At 56.4% G+C, this 22,512-nt stretch carries 20 protein-coding genes; 10 read left to right on the plus strand and 10 right to left on the minus strand.

The window, feature by feature from the left end; all coding sequences use genetic code 11:
- Positions 1-166: 166 nt before the first annotated feature.
- Complete coding sequence (gene thrS / locus GS630_RS11700; protein WP_171619811.1) at positions 167-2,125, minus strand: threonine--tRNA ligase; 1,959 nt, start codon at positions 2,123-2,125, stop codon at positions 167-169.
- 217 nt (positions 2,126-2,342) lie between these two features.
- On the opposite strand from thrS, the gene GS630_RS11705 reads away from it, so the two are divergent.
- From GS630_RS11705 to GS630_RS11720, 4 genes are all read left to right on the plus strand, one after another.
- Positions 2,343-3,092: a carboxylesterase gene (locus GS630_RS11705; protein WP_171619813.1), complete on the plus strand. Its 750-nt coding sequence runs from the start codon at positions 2,343-2,345 to the stop codon at positions 3,090-3,092.
- Positions 3,092-4,084, plus strand: a complete 993-nt coding sequence (locus GS630_RS11710; protein ID WP_171239082.1) for a carboxylesterase — start codon at positions 3,092-3,094, stop codon at positions 4,082-4,084. The genes GS630_RS11705 and GS630_RS11710 overlap by 1 nt, the downstream gene beginning before the upstream one ends.
- A gap of 44 nt (positions 4,085-4,128) precedes the next feature.
- Complete coding sequence (locus GS630_RS11715; RefSeq protein WP_171620142.1) at positions 4,129-4,743, plus strand: hypothetical protein; 615 nt, start codon at positions 4,129-4,131, stop codon at positions 4,741-4,743.
- 85 nt (positions 4,744-4,828) lie between these two features.
- Entirely contained in the window at positions 4,829-5,545 is a 717-nt protein-coding gene (locus GS630_RS11720) for an alpha/beta fold hydrolase (protein ID WP_171177343.1), read from the plus strand.
- Here GS630_RS11720 and GS630_RS11725 read toward each other — a convergent pair.
- Positions 5,536-6,123 carry a DUF6151 family protein gene (locus tag GS630_RS11725; protein WP_171619816.1) on the minus strand — a complete coding sequence of 196 codons (588 nt, stop codon included), beginning with the start codon at positions 6,121-6,123 and terminating at the stop codon, positions 5,536-5,538. The two genes, GS630_RS11720 and GS630_RS11725, sit on opposite strands and share 10 nt — an antisense overlap.
- 5 nt (positions 6,124-6,128) lie before the next feature.
- Positions 6,129-7,400, minus strand: a complete 1,272-nt coding sequence (gene phaZ, locus GS630_RS11730) for a polyhydroxyalkanoate depolymerase (RefSeq protein ID WP_171177338.1) — start codon at positions 7,398-7,400, stop codon at positions 6,129-6,131.
- A gap of 111 nt (positions 7,401-7,511) precedes the next feature.
- Here phaZ and GS630_RS11735 point away from each other — a divergent pair, with 111 nt between their 5' ends.
- The 3 genes from GS630_RS11735 (at position 7,512) to phaR (ending at position 10,578) form a co-directional block, all read left to right on the plus strand.
- A complete protein-coding gene (locus tag GS630_RS11735) occupies positions 7,512-9,314 on the plus strand; it encodes an alpha/beta hydrolase (RefSeq protein ID WP_171236785.1) in 1,803 nt (600 codons plus the stop codon).
- A 131-nt stretch (positions 9,315-9,445) separates the two neighbouring features.
- On the plus strand, positions 9,446-9,892 hold the full coding sequence (locus tag GS630_RS11740; protein ID WP_171177334.1) for a phasin family protein: 447 nt from the start codon (positions 9,446-9,448) through the stop codon (positions 9,890-9,892).
- Positions 9,893-10,026: 134 nt separating this feature from the next.
- Complete coding sequence (phaR, locus tag GS630_RS11745) at positions 10,027-10,578, plus strand: polyhydroxyalkanoate synthesis repressor PhaR (protein WP_171177332.1); 552 nt, start codon at positions 10,027-10,029, stop codon at positions 10,576-10,578.
- A gap of 41 nt (positions 10,579-10,619) precedes the next feature.
- Here the strand turns inward: phaR and GS630_RS11750 are convergent, their stop codons facing one another.
- The 7 genes from GS630_RS11750 to GS630_RS11780 all read right to left on the minus strand — a co-directional run bounded on the left by GS630_RS11750 (position 10,620) and on the right by GS630_RS11780 (position 19,464).
- Complete coding sequence (locus GS630_RS11750; protein ID WP_171239086.1) at positions 10,620-11,834, minus strand: DegT/DnrJ/EryC1/StrS aminotransferase family protein; 1,215 nt, start codon at positions 11,832-11,834, stop codon at positions 10,620-10,622.
- 115 nt (positions 11,835-11,949) lie between these two features.
- Positions 11,950-13,254, minus strand: coding sequence for an FAD-dependent oxidoreductase (locus GS630_RS11755; RefSeq protein WP_171619820.1), 1,305 nt, complete (start codon positions 13,252-13,254; stop codon positions 11,950-11,952).
- An 8-nt stretch (positions 13,255-13,262) separates the two neighbouring features.
- A complete protein-coding gene (locus tag GS630_RS11760; RefSeq protein WP_171177326.1) occupies positions 13,263-14,621 on the minus strand; it encodes a glutamine synthetase family protein in 1,359 nt (452 codons plus the stop codon).
- Positions 14,621-15,301 carry a type 1 glutamine amidotransferase gene (locus tag GS630_RS11765; RefSeq protein ID WP_171177324.1) on the minus strand — a complete coding sequence of 227 codons (681 nt, stop codon included), beginning with the start codon at positions 15,299-15,301 and terminating at the stop codon, positions 14,621-14,623. The genes GS630_RS11760 and GS630_RS11765 overlap by 1 nt, the downstream gene beginning before the upstream one ends.
- A 58-nt stretch (positions 15,302-15,359) precedes the next feature.
- Positions 15,360-16,679, minus strand: coding sequence for a glutamine synthetase family protein (locus tag GS630_RS11770; RefSeq protein WP_171177322.1), 1,320 nt, complete (start codon positions 16,677-16,679; stop codon positions 15,360-15,362).
- Positions 16,680-16,809: 130 nt separating this feature from the next.
- A complete protein-coding gene (locus GS630_RS11775; protein WP_171619822.1) occupies positions 16,810-18,996 on the minus strand; it encodes a xanthine dehydrogenase family protein molybdopterin-binding subunit in 2,187 nt (728 codons plus the stop codon).
- 3 nt (positions 18,997-18,999) lie between these two features.
- On the minus strand, positions 19,000-19,464 hold the full coding sequence (locus GS630_RS11780; RefSeq protein WP_171619824.1) for a (2Fe-2S)-binding protein: 465 nt from the start codon (positions 19,462-19,464) through the stop codon (positions 19,000-19,002).
- A gap of 137 nt (positions 19,465-19,601) precedes the next feature.
- On the opposite strand from GS630_RS11780, the gene GS630_RS11785 reads away from it, so the two are divergent.
- The 3 genes from GS630_RS11785 to GS630_RS11795 all read left to right on the plus strand — a co-directional run bounded on the left by GS630_RS11785 (position 19,602) and on the right by GS630_RS11795 (position 22,350).
- A complete protein-coding gene (locus tag GS630_RS11785) occupies positions 19,602-20,225 on the plus strand; it encodes a TetR/AcrR family transcriptional regulator (protein ID WP_171239091.1) in 624 nt (207 codons plus the stop codon).
- 527 nt (positions 20,226-20,752) lie between these two features.
- Positions 20,753-21,589 (plus strand): hypothetical protein, encoded by an 837-nt coding sequence (locus GS630_RS11790; protein ID WP_171177314.1) that lies wholly within the window; start codon positions 20,753-20,755, stop codon positions 21,587-21,589.
- Between the two features lie 5 nt (positions 21,590-21,594).
- Positions 21,595-22,350 (plus strand): sulfotransferase family protein, encoded by a 756-nt coding sequence (locus GS630_RS11795; protein ID WP_171177312.1) that lies wholly within the window; start codon positions 21,595-21,597, stop codon positions 22,348-22,350.
- The last annotated feature ends 162 nt before the right edge of the window (positions 22,351-22,512 follow it).

A 22,512-nucleotide genomic window follows, 5' to 3' on the forward strand; every position in this document is an offset into this window, starting at 1 on the left:
TGGCTTGTCGGCCAGAGTTAAATTCACGAGCCCGTGTCTCACAAGCGCGTCAGGGGGCGGCATGCCCTCTTGAAGCCTAATGCATTGTTTTTGATGAAGAAAGGGTGAAATGTTACAATCCGGCCCTGTTTCAGGGGCCGGATTGCCAGAGATATACCGCTGAATGTTACAGCTGATCCGGGGGGGTAGATGCCTGCGACAGCTCATTTGTTACAACATCAAGCGGTTGAACCTGCGTCTGTTTTTCACCCAGACGCCGGACGCTGACAGTGCGTTCTTCAACCTCGCGGTGACCAACGGCCAGAATCACGGGCACTTTACCGACTGAGTGCTCGCGGACCTTGTAGTTGATCTTTTCGTTGCGAATATCGGCCTCAGCACGGACACCTGCAGCGCGCAAGGTTTCAACAACTTCGGCAACATAGGCGTCGGCCTCGGAAGTGATCGAGGCGACAACGACCTGACGTGGGGCCAGCCAGAAGGGCAGCTTGCCTGCGTGTTCCTCGATCAGAATGCCGATGAAGCGTTCGAATGAACCCAAAGTTGCCCGGTGCAGCATCACAGGGCGATGTTTGCCGCCGTCCGCTCCGATATAGGTGGCGTCCAGACGTTCGGGCAGAACAAAGTCCACCTGATGCGTCCCGCATTGCCAATCCCGGCCGATTGCGTCGGTCAGAACAAATTCGAGCTTCGGACCGTAAAACGCTCCTTCTCCGGGGTTGAGTTCAGGTTCGATCCCTGCGGCACGTGTTGCGCTGAGCAAAGCAGCTTCGGCCTTGTCCCACACCTCATCCGATCCAGAGCGTTTTTCCGGTCGATCCGAGAATTTGACCGAGAAGTTTTCGAATCCGAAGTCTTTATAAATCCCGGACAAGAAACGAATGAACTCGGCAGTTTCGGATTCAATCTGATCTTCGGTGCAGAAGATGTGACCATCATCCTGCGTAAAGCCGCGCACGCGCATGATACCGTGCAGGGCACCCGAGGGCTCATAACGGTTGCATGATCCGAATTCTGCCATCCGCAGAGGCAGGTCACGATAGGATTTCAAACCCTGATTGAAAATCTGCACGTGACACGGACAGTTCATCGGTTTCAGGGCATTGATAGCCTTTTCACGTGCATGTTCTTCGTCCACTTCGACGATGAACATGTTTTCCTGATATTTGTCCCAGTGACCCGAGGCTTCCCACAGTTTGCGGTCAACGACCTGAGGGGTGTTGACCTCGACATAGCCGCCCTTGCGTTGCTGGCGGCGCATGTAGTCCTGCAATTGCGTGTAGATGGTCCAACCGTTGGGATGCCAGAAAATCTGCCCGGGGGCCTCTTCCTGCATGTGGAACAGGTCCATTTCACGACCAAGCTTGCGGTGGTCGCGTTTGGCAGCCTCTTCCAACATGTGCAGGTGGGCTTTTAGCTTTTCTTTGCCGGTGAAGGCCACGCCATAGATGCGCTGCAACATCGCGCGGTCACTGTCGCCACGCCAATAGGCACCAGCGATGGACATCAGCTTGAACGCGTCGCCCGGCACTTGACCGGTGTGCTGCAGGTGTGGACCTCGGCAGAGATCCTGCCAGTGACCATGCCAGTACATGCGCAGCGGTTCGTCGCCCGGGATGGATTCGATCAATTCGACCTTATAAGGCTCATTATTGGCCTTATAAAATTCGATCGCGCGGTCACGGTCCCAAACCTCGGTGGTCACGGGGTCGCGCTTGTTGATGATCTCTTTCATCTTTTTCTCGATCAGGCCGAGATCTTCGGGCGTGAACGGCTCGGCCCGGTCAAAATCATAGTACCAGCCATTTTCGATGACGGGGCCGATGGTGACTTTGGTGGCTGGCCAGATTTCCTGAACGGCGCGCGCCATGATATGGGCCAGATCGTGGCGGATCAGCTCATTGGCCTGATCTTCATCCTTCATGGTGTGGATTGCGATCTGCGCGTCGGCTTCGATGGGCCATTGCAGGTCCCAGTGGTGGCCGTCAACGGTGGCCGAGATAGCCTTTTTGGCCAGCGAGGTCGAGATATCGGCTGCCACCTGCGCGGGCGTGATGCCTGCGTCATAAGATCGTGCATTGCCATCGGGGAAGGTGAGTGAGACGGATTTTGAATCCAAGGCCATGGTTCGGCTCTCCTCGTCGGTTTGGCGCCCACTGAACGCCCGGTTGCGGGTTATGTGTGTTGGGTCGATTTGGCAGGTAGGGGGGCTGGTGTCAAGGGCAGGAGCGAGGGGCCAGCCCCTCGCGCACCCCGAGGTATTTAGAGCCAGATGAAGAGGGATCCGGGAATTGCACTTGGGTACGTGGCGTGCATGATGCTGCGAAAGGAAAGAGGATTTCATGGTAACGACAAGTTTTCTGGAGACGGCGCAGGGCCGTCGGTTGGCCTATCACAAAAGCGAGGGCGCGGGACCGACCATCGTTTTCCTGGGCGGTCTGAAGTCTGATATGGAGGGCACCAAGGCCGTGCATCTGGAGGCCTGGGCGCAGGCGCGGGGACAGGCGTTTTTGCGGTTTGATTACTCCGGGCACGGTGAAAGCTCGGGGGTATTTACCGATGGCTGTATCGGCGATTGGCATGAGGACGCCGTTTCGGCGGTGGCGGCGCTGACCGACGGGCCCCTGGTCGTCGTAGGGTCTTCGATGGGCGGATGGCAGGCATTGTTGCTGGCCAAGACGCTGCCAGATCGAATTGCGGGCATGGTCACAATCGCCGCCGCGCCGGATTTTACCGAGGACGGGTATTGGGCGGCATTCAGCGATGAACAAAAAGCCGCTTTAGACAGCGTTGGTCATGTCGAACTGCCCTCGGACTACATGGAGCCCTACATCATTACCAAACGAATGATCGAGGACGGACGGCGGCGATTGGTCCTTAGAGACCCGCTTTATCTGCCCTTTCCGGTGCGTTTCCTACAGGGAACAGCGGACACGGCGGTGTCGACGGAAACTGCGGTGCGGTTGCTGGATCACGCGACCGGGCCGGACATGCGCTTGCTGCTGGTCAAGGACGCAGACCACCGCTTTTCGGACGGGCCTTGTCTGGGGTTGATCGAAAACGCGGTTTTAGATGTGTTGGGAGCTAACTAATGCGGCGCTTTGGTTGGGTTCTGGGGCGGATTCTTCTGGCACTGATTGTCGTCGGGGGTCTGATCTTTTGGTTCGGACCGCGAGAGGATGTCGACCTGAATCCAAGCTTTGAGTCCCGCAAATTTGGCGAAGGGGTGCAGGTCTATTTTGAAAGCACCGAGGCGTCGTTTGATGATATCGTTCCGGGCGTCGAAAAACGTGTGATCTGGCAGGACGGTTTCAAAGAACAACGCACACCTTATTCTGTTCTATACATCCACGGATTTTCAGCCAGTTCCGAAGAAATCCGGCCCGTTCCAGATCTGGTGGCTGACGCACTTGGAGCAAATCTTGTTTACACGCGATTGCAAGGCCACGGCCGCGATGGGCCCGCCATGGCGGAAGGCACGGCAACGGGCTGGATGCAGGACACAGCCGAAGGTCTGGCTGCGGCGCGCGCTGTTGGGGAAAAGGTCATCGTCATCTCGACCTCGACCGGCGGCACATTGGCGGCGGCGGTGGCGCTGGACGCCGACCTTAGTCAGAATGTGGTCGGGATGGTTTTTGTATCCCCGAATTTCGGGGTTAACACCGCGGCGGCATGGGTGCCGACATTGCCTTGGGCGCGGCATTGGCTGCCGTTGCTTATGGGGCAAGAAAGGGATGTATCAGGGCCGGATCCAGAAAAGAACAAGTATTGGTCCGCTGTCTATCCCTGGGAAGCCGTCGTACCGATGTCCGTTCTGGTGGATACGGTTTATGCACTGGATTTCTCGCAGGCATTGGTACCTGCGTTGTTCTGGTTCTCGGACGACGATCAGGTTGTGCGCCCCGACAGGACACATAAGGTCGCCGAGGCCTGGGGTGCTCCTGCAACGGTCGAGTTGGTCAAGATGGGGCCGGGGGACGATCCCGCGTCACATGTCATCGCAGGGCGGCTGATGTCACCGGGGCAGACCGATGCCGCCGTCACGGGTATCCTGGAGTGGTTGAAAGAGCTTGGGGTTCAGTGAAGCCAGATCAGAGGTAAGGAGATAGAATGCGAAAACCGGGAAGCATGTGGAGCCTCGAGACATTGGGTCGCGTCCGCTTGTCCCGGCACTTCTTCATGCGTGACTTTCTGTATTCCGAGATTGGCAATTTTCACCAGCAACAGAACATCCCTGACAACCCGGATCTGGCGATTGAAACAGGGTGTGCGTTTTGCGAAACCCTGCTGGACCCGTTAGAGGAAACCTTTGGCCGCATTGCCGTGCGGTCAGGGTACAGGTCGCCGTCGCTAAACCAGTTCGGCAATGAAAACCGGCTAAATTGCGCCCGCAATGACAATCCGTTGGAATGCCATATCTGGGATCGCGGCGAAGGCGATGCGCGGATCGCCGGAGCGTCAATCGTCATCCCCTGGTTTGCGGATCAATACGGACAGGGGCGAGACTGGCGGGATTTAGCGTGGTGGATGCATGATCACCTGAACTATTCCGAGATTTGGTTCTTTCCGAAACTTTGCGCGTTCAATCTTGTGTGGCGGCCCAAACCAATGCGCAGGATTGACAGCTACATTGCCCCGCGCGGATGCTTGCTAAAGCCGGGTGCCGAACCCGGTGAAGACAAATTCGAGCGCCAGAGGCGTTACGTGGATTTTCCCGCATTTCGGGCCATCGCCTATCCGTAAAGTTTCCCTTGCCCGGCCGTGGCAAACCTTCCATCCTGAAGAAAAAGCAAAGAGTTCGGAAAACCGAGCAAATGGAGGCCCCTGCGTGATCGAGCCGCTGGTGTTCTTGCCTGGATTGATGTGTGATGCCCGACTGTTTCGCCCGCAGATCGAGCTGTTGTCCCGTACGAGGGCGGTGACCGTTGCGCCCATTTCTGGTGGCGAGCGCATCGAAGAAATTGCTTCGGGGTTATTGGACCAACTGCCGCATCGCTTCGCGCTGGCCGGACTCAGCATGGGTGGGGTCGTGGCTTTGGAATTGATCCGGAGAGCGCCGGAGCGAATTTCACGCCTGTGTCTGATGGCGACTGACGCTCAGGCCGATACACCGCAAATAGCCGCCAGTAGAGAAGATCTGATCATCGCGGCCCAAGGCGGGCGTTTGGAAGACGTGATGCGCAAACTTGTGGGGTCGGACGCTCTGGCACCGGGGCCGAAGCGTATTCCCATTCTCAATGATCTTTTGACGATGGCCGAGGGGCTGGGCTCTGAGGTATTTGTGCGTCAGATGCGGGCATTGCAGCGCCGCTCGGATCAGCAGGCCGCTTTGCGGAAAATCAAGGTTCCTACCTTGGTTCTGTGCGGCACGCATGACACTCTGACACCGGTTCGACGGCATTCCTTTATGGCCGATCTGATACCAGAGGCTGAGATACTTGTTCTTGAAAACGCGGGACACCTTTTGACCCTGGAAGCGCCAGATCAGGTCAACGAAGCCTTGCACACCTGGCTGAGTGCACCACAGCGTTTCGATTACGGATAAAGTGCGGCACGTTCGTCTTTGGATATCACGACGGGCGCCGCGACGGGTTCGCCGGTTTTCCTGTCGAAAAACGGTGTATTCTTCCAACGGCCAGACAGACGCGAAATCGCAACACGGCGTATCAGTCCGAAAGCGGCGAACCTAATCTTTTCGTGCTTTTGTTTGCCATTGGGCCGAGGCACAAATCCACGGGTTGTGACAGGACCCAAATCAGAAATGTCATCGGTGATCCTGCGCACCAGAAAACCGGCAAAGGGAAGTGATGCCCCTGGTGGCGTTGTCGCCAGCGGTGTGTTGCAGCAGTTGGCATACCATCGCAGCATGCCATTGGGGCTGAGCTTCATGACCGCCAGGAATTGGCCGCCAGCGGAAATCTCAATTTCATCAGGCGCCATCTGCAGAATATCGACGGCTCCGGGCGCGGGGTCCGGTTGTTTGAAGTACAATTGCGCGGCCCGGCAATCGTGGCAGAAACACTCGACATGCGTCCCTTGCCGGACACCCCTTGCCGATATGCGCCCCTGCAGACTGCCGCACCGACAGGAAAAGGCGAGACCGCTATGCGCAGGCTCGCTCATGTCGCTCAGGCTACTTTGTTGGTATTCGCGGCGCGTCGGCGCGTCTTGCGGCTGTTTTCATTCATGAAATCAATCACAAGCGGGCGGATGTTGTCACGCCAACTGCGGCCTGCGAATATGCCGTAATGGCCTGCGCCGGGTTCCACATGGCTTGCCTTCTTGCTGTCGGGCAGGCCGGTGCACAGATCAAGCGCGGCGATACACTGACCAGGGGCCGAAATGTCGTCATTTGCCCCTTCGACCGTTTTCACTGCAACATTGGTGATCTTGGACATATCCACCTTGTGGCCAGCTACGACAAACTCGTTCCGGGCAATCTCGCGGTTCTTGAAGACGCGCTCGACGGTCGACAGGTAAAACTCGGCGGTCATGTCCATGACTGCCAGATATTCGTCATAGAAGCGATTGTGCGCATCCAAATCCGAGGCTTCCTCGCGAATGACACGTTGAATCTGATCCGAAAACGCCTTGGAGTGCCGTTCGGCGTTCATGGACATGAAAGAGGCCAGCTGCAACAGGCCGGGATAGACCATGCGGCCAACGCCTTTGTATTTGAAGCCAACACGCTGGATCATCGTCTCTTCCAGCTGCCCCATTGTCACGCGCCGCCCAAAATCCGTCACATCGGTTGGGGTCGCATCCGGATCAACCGGCCCACCGATCAGGGTTAGAGTGCTGGGCTGGGCTTTTGGTTCGACTTCGGCCAAATAGGCTGTGGCCGCAAGGGTCAGAGGCGCAGGCTGACATACTGCAACAACATGCGTGTCTGGGCCCAGTTCTTTCATAAAATCGACAAGGTATAGGGTGTAATCCTCGACATCGAACTTGCCCGCAGACACAGGAATATCGCGCGCATTATGCCAATCGGTAATGTAGACTTCGCAATTGACCAAAAGGCTTTTGACAGTCGAACGCAGCAGCGTTGCATAGTGGCCCGACATCGGGGCGACAAGCAGCACCTTGCGCGGTTGTTCTTCGCGGCCGTTGACGCGAAAATGGACCAGATCGCCAAACGGGCGTTCCAGAACCGTTGTAATTTCGACCAGATGGTCTTTGCCGTCTTCGCAGGTGAAAGTGCGGATGCCCCAGTCGGGCTTCACAACCATGCGTTGGAAGGTGCGTTCTGTCACCTCGCCCCAGGCCGCCATCCAGTTGAAAGCGGGGTTGGGAACCATGGAAAACATCGGGTAAGAGGCCATCGCGCTGGCTGTGGCACCAAGCCATTGGTTGGTGTTGCGCATGGTTTCCATAAGGTCGTAGGTCATCATATAGCGCATAAATGGGGCCTCCTGAGTGTCAGTCTGATAGTTCGGACCATTCGTCGCTTTGCCCCCCAGCACCCACGACGTTATTCTGCATAGCAGCGAGGTTAGGGGGGAATTGTTAAAATGACAACAAGTGAAGACCAAATGCCAGACGTATCAGACGAACACATTGAACGCCTTAAAGAAAATATGGAAAAGGTCGAGCAACTCTCGAAGCGTTTGATTGAGGTCATGGCTACTAAAAAGCCTCACACACCTGCATTAGATGGCCCGAATCAAGAGCTTTTCGCACGAGCAGCAACGGCATATTGGGCCGAAGCTTGGCAAAATCCCGCCAAACTGTTGGAGCAGCAGATAGAATTCTGGGGAAAGTCTGTTCTGAACTTTGCTGAAGCGCAGCGTGCGTTGACAAAAGGCGAAGCGGATGACGAAATCTCCTCCCCCGGAGACAAGCGCTTCTCGAACCCCTTGTGGGAAACCAACCCCTATTTCCGTTTGATCCGTCAACAATACCAAACCAACGCCCAGGCTATTGCGCAAGCTGTCGCTTCGGTCGACGATCTTGATACCAAGGACAAGCGGCGCTTGCAGTATTTCTCGCAGCAGATCATCGACATGATGGCGCCGACCAATTTTCTGGCGACGAACCCGGATGCTTTGCAAAAAGCGGTCGAGACAGAAGGCCAATCGTTGATCAAAGGGCTGGAGAACCTTGTTGCCGACCTGGAAGCCAACGATGGCGAACTGGTGGTAAAGCTGGCGGACGAAAATGCGTTCGAGGTCGGCGGAAACCTGGCAACCTCACCGGGTGAAGTGGTCTATCGCAACCGGATGATGGAGCTGATTCAGTACAAGCCTGCGACAGACACTGTCTACGAGACACCAATCGTCCTGTTCCCGCCCTGGATCAACAAGTTTTATATCCTGGACCTCAAAGCACAGAACAGCATGATCAAGTGGATCACCGAGCAAGGCTACACCCTATTTGTTGTCAGCTGGGTCAATCCGGATGAAAGCTATGCCGAAACCGGCATGGAAGATTACATTCAGGACGGCTTTTTGACGGCAATCGACGTTGCCAAGAAGATCTGCAAGGTCAAACAGGTCAACGCGGTCGGCTACTGCATCGCGGGCACTACTCTTAGCCTGACTCTTTCGCTGATGAAGCAGCGCGGGGATAAGTCGGTCAAATCAGCCACGCTGTTCACGGCATTGACGGATTTTTCTGATCAGGGTGAATTCACGCCTTTCCTGCAAAACGACTTCATCGACGGGATTGAGGAAGAGGTGAACAAGGAAGGCGTGCTGCGCTCGTGGATCATGGCGCGCACGATGTCGTTCCTGCGGTCACGCGACCTGATCTATGGACCAGCCATTCGCAGTTACATGATGGGCGAGGTGCCTCCGGCCTTTGATCTGCTCTACTGGAACGGCGATGGCGCGAACCTTCCCGCGAAAATGGCCGTCGATTATCTGCGCGGCCTGTGTCAGCGTAACGAGTTCGCAACAGACGGTTTTGAGCTGTTGGGACACAAACTGTCCGTCAGCGATGTAGATGTGCCTTTGATGGCCGTTACATGCGAAACCGATCATATCGCTGCCTGGAAAGACTGCTACCGGGGCGTTCAGAAAATGGGATCGCGTTCGAAGACTTTCGTGGTTTCCGAGTCGGGCCATATCGCAGGCATCGTGAACCCTCCGAGCAAAAAGAAGTACGGACACTACACCAATCCAGACCTGAAACTGGATTCCGACACTTGGCTTAAGGAGGCAGACTTTCATGAAGGGTCCTGGTGGCCGATGTGGGACGCATGGCTGAAGAAACGGTCCGGGAAACAGGTGCCCGCACGCGTTGCCGGCGATTCGGAATACCCAAGCCTAGCTCCGGCTCCGGGTACCTATGTTTTGGCAAATCCAAACGCCTGATTTCATTTTGAAACTTAAATTTTTCTGCATCGCAGCAAGAAAAAACTTGCAATGCTGCGATGCAGCAATCATATTGTCCTCAAGCTGATGAAGCCCGGGGTGGGCCCGGACCGGCTAAAAGGATTAGGACAATGGCAAAGACCCAAGACTTTAGCGCGATCATGAAAGACATGATGGGCGCATTCCCGGTGGACACCACCGCAATGGAAGACGCATTCAAATCGACCGCTTCGCTGAACGAAAAGCTGTCGGGCGTTGCTCTGGAAGCTGCTGAGAAATCAGCCGAGATCTCGAACAAATGGACCAAGGACACCCTGGCCAAGCTGACCGAGATGTCGAAAGCAAAGACAGAGCCTGCTGACTACGCAAAAGCGGCTACCGATTTTGCAAGCGCGTCGGCTGAAGTCGCAGCTGAAAACCTGGCTGCTTTCGCTGAAATCGCGAAAAAAGTTCAGACCGAAACCGTCGAGCTGCTGATGGCTGCTGGCAAAGACGCTGCAGAAGAAGCAACTGCTGCTGTCAAGAAAGCAACCAACGACGTGACCACTGCTGCTAAGAAAGCCGCAGCGGCCAAGTAAGAACGTCCGCGATAGGCACCTTATCCTCCCTAAAGGTGCAATCGCGTTGGGCAGGTCCATTGACCTGCCCTTTCTTTTTGTGCTGCAGTCGCATAACCTGTGCTGCAACGCATCATCCTTGGGGAGGGTACCCGGTGTCGGACCAAGAAAAACCGCTGCTGATCAAGCGCTATGCCAGCCGTCGGCTGTATAACACCGAGACCAGCGATTACGTGACGCTCGAAGATATTGCGGGGTTTATCCGTGATGGGCGCGAGGTTCAGATCATCGACCTGAAAACCGGGGATGATCTGACACGTCAATATCTTCTGCAAATCATTGCTGAACATGAAAGCCGCGGTGAAAACGTACTGCCGGTTAATGTGCTGAACGATCTGGTCCGCAGCTATATGGTGCCGGGTGGGGGTATGATGCCACAATTCCTGCAAAGCTCGTTCGAGATGCTTCGTGAAAGCCAAAGCAAGATGATGGAGAATATGAGCGCCATGAACCCGATGTCGCAGATGCCGGGCTTCGACGCGCTGCAAGCGCAGCAACAAGCGTTCCTGAAAGCCATGACTGGTGGTTTGTCCAGCGGCTGGTCCTCGCCTGACGCGGAAGAGGAAAAGGCCGAGCCGAAAGAGGACCTGGACGACATCAAGAAACAACTGGCAGAGCTTCAGCAGAAGCTGTCCAAGCTGAACTGAAATCGAAAAGAAAAGGCCCGCAGTTAAGCGGGCCTGTTTTTTTAGGTGCCATAGACCGGCATCGGGCCGGTCACTTCGCCCACAGAAGCCAGCAGAATATCCGCGATCACATCCAGCTCTTCGCGTGTTAGTCGCACGGGAAGGCGCACGTCGCATGCTTTCATCAGCATGGCGCGGGTTTGGGGAAGCTCGAATTTCTCGGGCAAGAACTGCCAGTTCCAGAATGCACGGGCATTGTCCTCGCTCAGACCAAAGACCTGCACTTTCACACCACGTGCCTCGGATGCGGCGGCAAAGGCGCGAATCTCGGCCTCGTCCATGCCAACAAGATTGAACTGGATCGAGTCGGGCGCTCGCCTTTCAGGTGCCAGCGGTGCGGGAACATCGATATAGGGTGATGTGTTCAGGCGCTCGGCCACATAGTCGTGATTTGCCAGGCCGTCGCGAACACGGCGCGCAAGTTCAGGGATCTGAGGACGGATCACCGCCGCGCTCAGATTGCTGAGACGCAGGTTATACAGCGGCAGTTTGTTCTGCCAGCGGGCAAAGGCCTCTTCCAACTCGGACGAGTTGTCGCCGTGCGGAGTTTTGTGCTTCTTCCAGTTATGCTCATACGCGCCAGACATGATGACGGCGCGGGCCACCATATCAGCATCATCCGTGACCAGTATGCCGCCTTCGCCTGCGTTGATCATCTTGTAAGACTGGAACGAGAAACAGCCGACCTTGCCAATGGTGCCAATATTGCGGCCATGCCACGTGGTGCCCAGCGAATGCGCTGCGTCCTCGATCACCGGGATGTCGCGCGCGTCGCACAGGTCCATGATGGCATCCATGTCTGACGTATGTCCGCGCATATGGCTGATGATCACGGCTTGAGCGTTGCCCAGCTTGGCCTCGAAATCTACCATGTCGATGCGATAGTTTTCACCCACCTCGCACAGAACCGGAATGCAGTCCGCGTGCACGACGGACGAGGGCACTGCGGCGAAGGTAAAGCCGGGGATCAGAACGCGCGCGTCGCGAGGCAAATCCAGCGCCTTGAGCGACAGGAACAGCGCGGCCGAGCAAGAAGAAACCGCAAGAGCGTATTTCGAGCCCAGCAATTCCGCGAACTCGGCTTCCAGCAAGGCCACCGGGGCATCTTGCGGTGCGGTATAGCGGAACAGATCGCCTGATTGCATCAAGGCGTCGATGGCTTCGCGGGCGGCTGCGGGGATGGGTTCGGCGTCATGAACGTTTGGTGGAAGCGTCATATTTGGTTTTCCCGAATTCTATCTTTGGGAAAGATAAAGCTATTCACGTGGCAAGCCAAGCGCTCATTCCACGCTGCGGCAAGAATTCACCAATCTGTCATAATGTTTAAGTGGATCAGACCCCAAGACGGTCGCGCAGTGCAAACCAGGTCATCGCAAGTACCAGCAGCGGGTTGCGCAGGGCGGGTCCGCCGGGAAAGGGCAGGGCAGGCACACGCGCCATTGTATCGAACCCTTCAGCCTGTCCCTGTATTGCCATGGCCATGAGTTGTCCGGCATGTGTCGCAGTGCCGACGCCATGACCGGAATAGCCCGAGGCAGACAGGATATTTGGTGCCACGCGGGTAAGATAGGGCATTCGCCGCATGGTGATTGCGAGCGTTCCCCCCCAAGCATAATCGATTTTGACATCGCGCAGATGCGGGAAAATCTCGGTCATGGGTTTGCGAACCTTGGCGGCAATATCTGAAGGGAAACGGTAGCCATAGCTTTCGCCGCCCCCGAACAACAGTCGACCATCCGCACTCAGGCGGAAATAGTTCACAACGAACTTGGTATCAGCAACCGCGACATCCTGTGTCAAAACACGTGCGGCATCGCTGCCTAGTGGTTCGGTGGCGGCAATGAAGTTGTTGATGGGCATGACCCGAGAAGCCACAGAGCGATTGAGGTCGCCCAGATAGCCGTTACACGCCAGGATCACATGCTCGGCCCGAACGGTCCCGTTAGAGGTATGGACTACCGCAGGTCGTGCTTCATCAATCCCGGTGACCTCGGTGTTTTCGTAGATCCGCACACCCGCTTTCGCCGCCGCGCGCGCCAACCCCAAGGCATAGTTCAAGGGGTGAAGGTGCGCCGCGCCCATATCCAGATAGCCGCCTTTGTAAGCCGGGGACGGGCAGAGCGCGCGGCCTGCGTTTTCATCCAATAGCTCAATCTGATCATAGCCATACCGTCCCGACAGATGACCGGCGTGATCATGCAGCTCTTTTTGCTCTGAAGAGCTTAGGCCCAAAACCGCAATTCCGGGTTTCAAGTCGCAGTTGATTTGGTGTTTGGCGATCAGAGACTTGACCAGATCCTTGGCGTCTTCGGCCAAATCCCACAGCTTGGTAGCATCTGCATCGCCAACAAGGCGTTCGAGATCTTCCTGATCCATCCGTTGCGCACTGCCCAATTGGCCACCATTGCGACCGGACGCGCCGAAGCCGACGCGATGGGCTTCGAGTAACACGACGTCGAACCCGGCTTCGGCCAGATGCAGCGCTGCTGACAGGCCAGTGTAGCCACCACCTACAACGCATACGTCTGCTTTGGTATCCTTTGACAGAGCAGGAAAACGATCCATCGGGTTCGCAGTCGCAGCGTACCAACTGGCAGGGTATTCGCCCTTGCGGTCATTCGAATAAAGCAGGTTCACGGCGTGTCTCAGACGTTGATCAACAGATGCTCGCGTTCCCACGGAGAGATGACCTGCAGGAACTCCTCGTACTCGGCGCGTTTCACGATGCCGTAGACGCGGGCAAATTCGGGCCCAAGGACCTCATGCAGGGCCGTAGCCTCGTCAAACAGATCCAGCGCTTCCCCCATGACCTGAGGAATATCCCCTTCGCCTTCATAAGCGTCGCCATAGAATTGGCGGCGGGGGCGCTCCTGTTCGACCAGGCCCAGATAGCCGCAGGCCAGTGACAATGCGATGCCCAGATACGGGTTGCAGTCCATCCCGGCGATTCGGTTTTCGACACGGCGCGCCGCGGGGCCAGAAAGCGGGACGCGGATGCCGGTTGTGCGGTTATCGCGGGCCCATTCCAGATTAATCGGCGCTGCATGGTCTTTCACATAGCGTCGGTAGGAGTTCACATAAGGCGCCATCACGGCCAGGCCGGCGGGCAGATGGTTCTGTAACCCTGCAATAAAGTGGTAGAACGCGTCCGTCTCACCGCCCTGCGGACCGGAGAAGAGATTCTCTCCCGTTTCCATGTCGATGATCGAATGGTGGATGTGCATGGCCGATCCGGGCTCTTCCTCGATCGGTTTGGCCATGAAAGTCGCAAAGCAGTTGTGGCGCAACGCAGCTTCACGGATCAGGCGTTTGAAGTAAAACACCTCATCCGCCAGCTTGATCGGATTGCCGTGACGCAGATTGATCTCTAGCTGTCCGGCTCCACCTTCCTGCGTGATGCCGTCGATCTCGAACCCCTGATGTTCGGCGAAATCATAGATGTCGTCGATCACCGGACCAAACTCGTCCACTGCTGTCATGGAATAGGCCTGTCGTGCCGCCGCCGGGCGGCCAGAGCGACCCATCATAGGCTTGATGCCCTGTGCCGGGTCGACATTGGGCGCGACCAAGAAAAACTCCATCTCGGGCGCGACAACGGGTTTCCATCCCTTGTCGTGATAGAGTTGCACAACACGCTTAAGAACATTGCGCGGGCTGTACGGTATAGGATTGTAGTCCCGGTCATAAGCGTCGTGGATCACCTGTAGCGTCCAGTCTCCGGTCCAGGGCGCAGCGGAGGTGGTCGAGAAATCGGGTTTCAGGATCATATCCCGCTCGATAAAGCCATCTTCACCCGCGGCCTCGCCCCAGCCACCTGTGATGGTCTGGTAGAAAATGCTGTCGGGCAGGTGGAAATACGACTGCTTTGCAAACTTCGAAGCAGGCACAGCCTTACCCCGTGCGATACCAGGCAGGTCCGAGATGATGCATTCAACCTCGTCCAGCCTCTGTCCGTGGAAATACGCTTTGGCGGCGTCCGGCAGTTTATCAGTCCAATCAGCCATCAGGCTCTCTCTTTCTTTAGAAACTCGGCCATTTGGCGCGCGATTCTTGCATTGTCATCGGGTGCAGTTTCACGGTTTGCGGCTGCTCGCATAAGGTTATCGGGAACCACGCCTTTGCCGCGTGTCCGCATCAGGCCCGAAACGAATCCGTTAGAAAATTCTGGATGCGCCTGAACTGTCCAGATCGTGTCTCCATAGGCCAGCATCGCGTTTTCGCAGAATGCATTCCGTCCCAGAACACGAGCCTGATCAGGGAGTTGTACAACCTGATCCTGATGCCAGGCATTTAGCCAGACCTTGTCCCCATCATAGTCATACTCTGTCCGCCCCACGGCCCACCCGCCCGAGAATTTCTCGACCTTGCCACCTAGGGCCTGCGCAATGATCTGGTGGCCAAAACACACGCCAATGAGCGGCCTGCCGCTTTGGTGGATCTCTCGGACCAACGCTTCCAGCGGTGCAATCCAAGGCAGGTCGTCATACGCACCATGGCGCGATCCGGTGATGACCCAACCATCTGCGTCATCGGCTCCGTTTGGGAAGACATTGTCCACAACCGCAAATGTTTCGAAATCAAACCCGTGGCCATCAAGAAGTTTGGGGAACAGAGCGTCGTAATCCCCAAATTCATCCTGCAGCACATCTGGGGTGTGGCCGGTTTGTAGTATGCCGATTTTCATGTGACACCAAATTTGATCAAATTCATTCTAGCTGAGTCCGTGCAGGGCGGCAAGAGGGTCAAACCGCCTCAAGATAGCTCAGCCAGTGTGCCTCTGAAGGAATATTTTCAAATCGGGCAATCTCTTGCCGCTTGGTCATTGCCAGGTACCGGATTAGATCGGCAGGGAACAGGCGGGCGATCAGGGGATCTGCCTCAAACCGGTCTATTGCCGTGGACCAGTCTGGCATCAACTGCGGCAGGTCCGGATGATCGTAGGCGTTTCCGGTGATTGGGGCAGGGGGCTGCAGCCCGTCTTCGATACCTATTAGGGCTGCGCCCAGAACCGCACTCAGCATAAGGTATGGATTGATGTCGCCCCCAGCAACACGGTGTTCAATGCGACGTGCTGCCGGCGCGCCACCCGGAATACGAATGGCCGCGGTTCTGTTCTCGTAGGCCCAGCACGCTCCGGTCGGCGCATGTGCGCCCGGCACAAGTCGCGTGTAAGAATTTCCATGCGGCGCAAAGATCAATGTGCTGCCAGGCATGGCCGCAACACAGCCCGCTACGGCCGACGTCAGAAGCTCTGTGCCTTCGGGCCCGCCATTGTCAAACACGTTACGCCCGTCTTGATCCAGGACCGAGAAGTGCACATGCATCCCATTGCCTGCATCCTCGGCGTAGGGCTTGGACATGAAAGTTGCCGCAAACCCGTGTTTGCGGGCCAGCCCCCGCGTCAAGGCCTTGAAAAGCCACGTATCGTCAGCGCAGCGCATGGCGTCTTGGTGGTTCAGGTTTATCTCGAACTGGCCCACGCCGCTTTCTGAAATGGCAGTCTGCGCCGGGATTCCCATGTCGGCGCAACCGTCATACAGGTCAGTGAAAAACGCTTCGAAGGCGTCCATTTCGGCAACTGATAGAACGGCCTCATGCGAAAGACGGCGACCGGTGATTGGATTCAACGGAGGCTGCGGTTGCGGGCCAGAGGCATCAACAAGAGTGAACTCTAGCTCGGTTGCAGCCAAAACCGACCAGCCACGCTGTGCATAGCGCTCCAACGTGGTGGCCAGGGCATGGCGCGGGTCTCCGGCAAACGGAGTCCCATCGTCGTCAAAAAGGCTCATTGGAACCAACGCCGTTTCATTTACAAGCCAAGGAACCGGCACTGGTCCACGTTCCGTCGGGCGCAACACGCCATCGGCGTCGCCTGTTTCAAAGACCAAAGGGCTGCCGTCGATATCAGCACCCCACAGATCAACGTTCAAGGCCGAGAACGGCATCCGCACCGCACCTTTTTCCAGCTTGTCTGCATAATTAGCGGGGACGCGTTTGCCACGCATCTGACCGTTCAGGTCACATGCGGCAACTCGGAAATTGTGCAGGGCGCTCAGGTCCATTGGGGGCTCCGTCGGTGCTATTCCCCCGAGATGTACTTCAATGGATTTGCTTTGTCATCAAATTTGATCAAATTGTGCGGGAAGCAAAAGGGCGTCGACGCAAGTAACGCCGAAGCCCTAAAGTTTTCGGTCAGGCGAATGTAACGCCGTTTTCCGCCATCGGCAGGGTCGTGACCTTAACGCCCGTCAGGGCGCGGATCGCATTCGCCAGCGCCGGAGCGGATGGGGGCGTGCCCGGCTCACCCACACCGGTCGGTGCTTCAGCCGAAGGAACGATGTGCACGTCGATGGCCTGGATGTCACTGATCCGCAGTGGCTCGTAATCCGGGAAGTTTGTCTGATCCACGGCACCGCTGGTGAGCGTGATCTGATCGCGCATGACGTGGCCGATGCCGTAACCGACACCACCTTCGATCTGCGCCTTGATCACGTCGGGATTTACGGCGATTCCGCAATCGACGGCACAAGTCACCTTTTCGATGCGAATGCCGCTGTCCACGTCGCCGGACACTTCGACAACCTCGGCAACATACGAACCAAATGACTTGTGCACCGCGATGCCCTGCGCATGACCAGCCGGTGCATTTCCCCAACCCGCCTGTTCGATAGCCAGTTTCAGAACGCCGGCCTTGCGGGCCTGGTCGGCATTGGTCGCATCGTTCAGATGCGCCAGACGGAATTCAACCGGATCACGCCCTGCTGCTTCGGCAGCTTTGTCCATCATGGTTTCCATGACATAGGCCGTATGGGTGTGACCCACCGAACGCCACCACAAAAGCGAGGTCGCCTTGGCCGTGTCGGTCAAACCCAGCGACATGCCCGGGATGGCGTAAGGACTGTCTGCGATACCCTCGACCGAGCTGTGGTCGACGCCGTCATGGACCAGCACAGACTCAAACGGTGTGCCTTTCATGATCGACTGTCCCGCAACCTTATGCTGCCAGCCGACAACGTTGCCCTGACCGTCCAGTCCGACACGGACCTTGTGGCCGAAAGCAGGACGGTAGTATCCACCGCGGATGTCATCTTCGCGAGTCCAGACCAGTTTCAACGGGCGCGTCCGATCAGTAAGTACAAAGGCCAAGGCGGCTTCGACCTGATAATCCGCATCCGGAGTGGCGCGGCGACCGAAGGACCCACCTGCAAGCAGTGTCTTGATCTGGATTTTTTCCGGAGGAAGCCGGAAAATCTCGGCGAAGGCGAAATGGGTGATCGTGGGGATTTGCGCAGCGTCGTGCAGCAGGATGCCACCATCTTCGGTTTGTTCGATGGTGCAGTTCATTGGCTCCATCGGGGCATGCGCCAGAAGCGGGAAGAAGAATGTCTCTTCGATCACCGTGTCCGCACCGTCGACTGCCTTCGCAACGGCTGCCATGTCCGCTTTATTCACATTGTGCTGTGGCTCGGCGTCCAGAGCGGCACGAATCTCGGCCTCGATCTCATCCGAATTGCGCGTTTCGGCTGCGGATATGTCCCACTCGACCTCAAGCGCATCACGGGCCTGAATCGCAGCCCAAGTGTTTTCGGCGTAGACAGCGACGCCCGCATTGTTGGGCAGAGTCGCAGCGTTGATGAAGCCCTTAATCTCTTTCGCGACACTATCGTCAAAGCCAGTAACAGTGGCACCGCGCGCCTCAGGGCGTTTGATCATGGCGATCATCTGGTTGGGTAAATGCAAATCCATACCATAGATCGCCTGACCGTTGCCCTTGATGGCTGAATCCTTGCGGCGCACATCCGGGTTGCCGATCAAACGAAACTCTGACGGATCTTTCAGGCGCGGCTCTGCCGGAGCTTCGAGCTGCGACGCCGCCGCCACAAATTCGGCGATTGGAGCTTCGTTGCTGCCCGCCTTCACAACACCTTCATCGATCGTCACGCCCGACGCGTCCACGCCCCAGGCTTGCGCGGCGGCTGTGATCAGCATCTCACGCGCAGCGGCACCGGCCTGGCGGTATTGCTGCCATGAGTTGGCGATAGCGGTCGAACCGCCGGTACCCTGGGCCTGACCAAATGCAAGGTTGGCGTAAACTTGTGGGTTAGACGGTGCAAAGTCATATTCGATCTGGTCCATCCGCAGGCCGATTTCTTCCGCAATAATCGTCGGCAGACCGGTCGCTGGGCCTTGACCCATTTCAAAATGCTTCACGATCGCAGTCACGGTGCCGTCGGCATCAATCCGCACAAACGGATTGAGCTGAACGTTCTCGGACGACGCTGCGGCAATCGCGCCATCGGGACGCGCACCAACCAGCAGAACCGCACCTGCGGCAGCTGCACCCTTCAGAAACCCCCTGCGGGAAGTGTTGATAGTCATGAATCAGGCCTCCAGAATTTCAGATGCACGCTGGATACCGGCGCGGATACGTTGGTAGGTCGCGCAGCGGCAGGCGTTGCCGTACATGTATTCGTCGATCTCTTCGGCGCTGGGCTTGGGTTTCTCAGACAGTAGGCCAACGGCCGACATGACCTGACCAGACTGGCAGTATCCACATTGGACGACATCAAGCTCGACCCAAGCTTGCTGGACGGCCGAGCCGATCTTGTCCGCACCGATCGCTTCGATTGTGGTGATCTCGGCATCTTCGACATCTTCGATATACGTCTGGCACGAGCGGACGGGTTCTCCGTTCAAATGCACCGTGCATGCGCCACAAGAGGCAACGCCGCAGCCGAATTTGGTTCCGGTCAGTTTCAGTTCATCCCTGATTACCCAAAGCAAGGGGGTGCCGGGTTCGGCTTCGACCGTATGCGTCTCGCCGTTCAGTTTCAGATTTATGGCCATGAGGGGGTCTCCGTGTTGGCTTGTTGCCCGAGTCGGTAAACTGGCGGGTTTACATGTGGCACAATACTTCGCGCCTGTAAACTCCTGCGTTTACCTAGGGTTTGACCGGCCCCCGTCAATAGGTCTATAGCTCGGGTATGAATGAATGCAGCACACCGAATGCGTCCAAGTCCGCACAGATCATCGAAGCTGCCGTGGCCGAATTCCAGGAAAAGGGTTTTGCCGCAGCAAGCATGGATCGCATTTCTGCGCGGGCCGAAGTGTCGAAGCGTACGCTGTACAAGTATTTTGAAAGTAAAGAAAATCTGTTCCGGTCTATCGTGATCGAATTGTCCAGCCGTTTTGCCGAGGTGCTGGAAATCCGGTATGAAAAGGGTCGCGATATTCGCGAGCAACTCACCGAGCTGGCTTGGGCCGAGGGACGAATTCTAATGCTGCCGGATGTCATTGCGATGGCGCGGATGGTCATCAGCGAAACCTTGCGCAACCCTGTGCTCGCGGCTGAGGCGCAGGGCAAACTGGATAAGACCGCTACATTTATCGCCATGCTCAAAGATGCGGCTGAAGATGGGCAGCTGAGAATCGACGACCCCGAACAGGCCGGGCAAGAGTTTATCGGCCTGATCAAAGCACGCGCCTTCTGGCCTTTGTTGTTTACCGGCGGAACGCTGACCAAGGCTGAAATGGAGGACACGATCGAAAGCAGTGTTCAGATGATGATCAGCAGATACGGCATCGATCCGGACTTGCCCGCCTCTTGAGCGCACGTGGGTGTCACGTAGGCCACACATTGCGTCAACAACACGGCACCGATCCAGCTTAACCTTTCGCAATGCGCGGCGGCTTGCGGAAAATAGATGCAGCTATCGGATTCTTCCGAAATCGGCCAACCGGCATTGAAAGAATGCGCGCTTTGCCAACCAGCCCTAACCATCCAACTGTAACTCAATTTGGGGCTCCAGAAGCGGCGGTCCCAAGGCGTCTGTCGGCCGCGCGAAATCCTTGGCATTCTGTACTGATCGAAAAGAACGCGACCCAACATCGGATTTCAAATTATCAATACGACGGCTGACTGCTGATTTCGGTGTTTTCAGTTCTTAGGCGGTACGACGAAGTCCCGAAATCGCGCTACCACTTCAAGGGTTATCAGTGAGCTCTTGGGCGGCAATTTTCGTAAGTGGAACATCATATCAATTTTGGTATGAGTATGAGCACAAAAAAGCAATGGGAATGCAAAGCAAAACAGTTCTAACTCTCTACCAGGTTTCTCCAAGGGAACAGATGAGCGATGAACAGTTACGTAAAGCCACCCAAGTGGGAAAACCCCAAGGTCAAGCTCTTTCCGCATCAGGTTGGTTTTACTTGTCCTCCGCATGACTTTGACGCGGCCCCGTCTGATTTCTTGCGCATGGCACCGCGCAGTGTTGGTGTGCACGGCCGTATGCTTCATGTGCCGGACTATGCTCACAGGCTGGATCAACGCAAAAAGAACTTCGGCCTGCTGGAAGAATTCATGGAATGCATGGCCAACAATGGGGCGGACGTCTGTGGGCAGGTCGGTTCAAATTGGGTGCATGCCAGTGGTCTGGGTGTAGAAGGTATCCGTCAGCATATCGAAATGCTGAGCGACAAGTACGAAACACCGTTTCACATGGCAGGCTATTCGATGGTTGAAGCGCTGCGTGATCAGAATGTGGAAAAGGTCGCGCTCAACGCCTGCTATCACAGGGACACTTGGTATCAAGGCACAGTTGGGTTCCTGAAAGAAGCCGGGTTTGATGTGGTCTGGGCCGGTAACTTTTTTGATCAGGGTTGGTTCAACAGCCAGGAAGCGGTCGATGATTGCATTTGGTGTTTTGAAGAAGAGCTGATCTACAAGTCCTTCGATTATACTGCTGACAAGGCCCCCAATGTCGATGCTTATCTGATCAACGGGATGAGCAATTATCGCCGCCCGTCCGACGGTATTGCCCAGCGTCCGGTTCACTATGAAGTCGAACTGGAGAAACGGCTTGGCAAGCCGGTCATTGGCCATGACACCGCGCTTTACTGGCGCATTTTCAAAACCCTGGGCTTGGCTCCGGAAACCCAGCAGGGCAGCCTGCTCTCCTCACTGAAAGACTGAAGCGAATGCACAAGATTGTAGCTCTCTGGGCGATTCCCCGCTCTACCTCGACCGCGTTTGAATGGATGATGCGCCAACGTGGCGATCTGGATTGCCTGCATGAACCATTTGGCGAAGCCTGGTATCAGGGTGAAGACCCAATGTGGCCGCGTTTTCAGGAAGGTGAAGTCACAACCCCCGGCCTGACCCTGGAAAGTGTGTGGGACGATATCAAAGCCCGTGCCGCAAAAGGGCCGGTCTTCATCAAGGATTTCCCACATTATATCAACCATATGTGGGACCCCGAATTCTTGTCGCATTTCACACATGCCTTCCTGATCCGCGACCCGGCCAAGACGATTTCGTCCATGTACAACAAATGGCCGGATTTCGATGAGCTCGAGGTCGGGTTCCCCGAGCAGCGCGCTTTGTTTGATCTGCTGACAGCCTTGAACGGCGGCAAAAAACCTCCGGTTGTTGACAGTGACGACCTGCTGGAAAACCCGCATGACATGACCCGGGCATTCTGCGATGCGGTTGGCATCCCCTTCGTCAAAGAGGCTCTGACCTGGAAAGCTGGTGGCGACCCGTCCGAGCATAGTTGGTGGGACGGTGGGTCTTTTCATGCCAACCTGGCCCAGTCTACCGGTCTGAAACCGCAAAAACGAAAGTACGTTGAAGTGGCTGATGCCCCTGAACGCGTGCGCCGTGTGCACCGTCGGATGAAGCCTCACTATAATCACCTGTACAAGCACCGCATCCGCGTGTCGGAAACTGCCTGAAAAGAAGCAAGATGAAAAAGCGAGTCAAAACAGCGGCGGTTTCACGCCCCGCTAAGGTTATGCCTTACGGTCCAATCCCGGAACTTTATGTGTCCTATGAGTCTGCTCAGAAACTTAAGTTCGAAGCTTCTGATCTGACCAGCCATGACCTGAGCCCGCGTC

Origin of the sequence: Ruegeria sp. HKCCD7303 (genome assembly GCF_013111185.1) — a bacterium.
GTDB lineage: Bacteria > Pseudomonadota > Alphaproteobacteria > Rhodobacterales > Rhodobacteraceae > Ruegeria.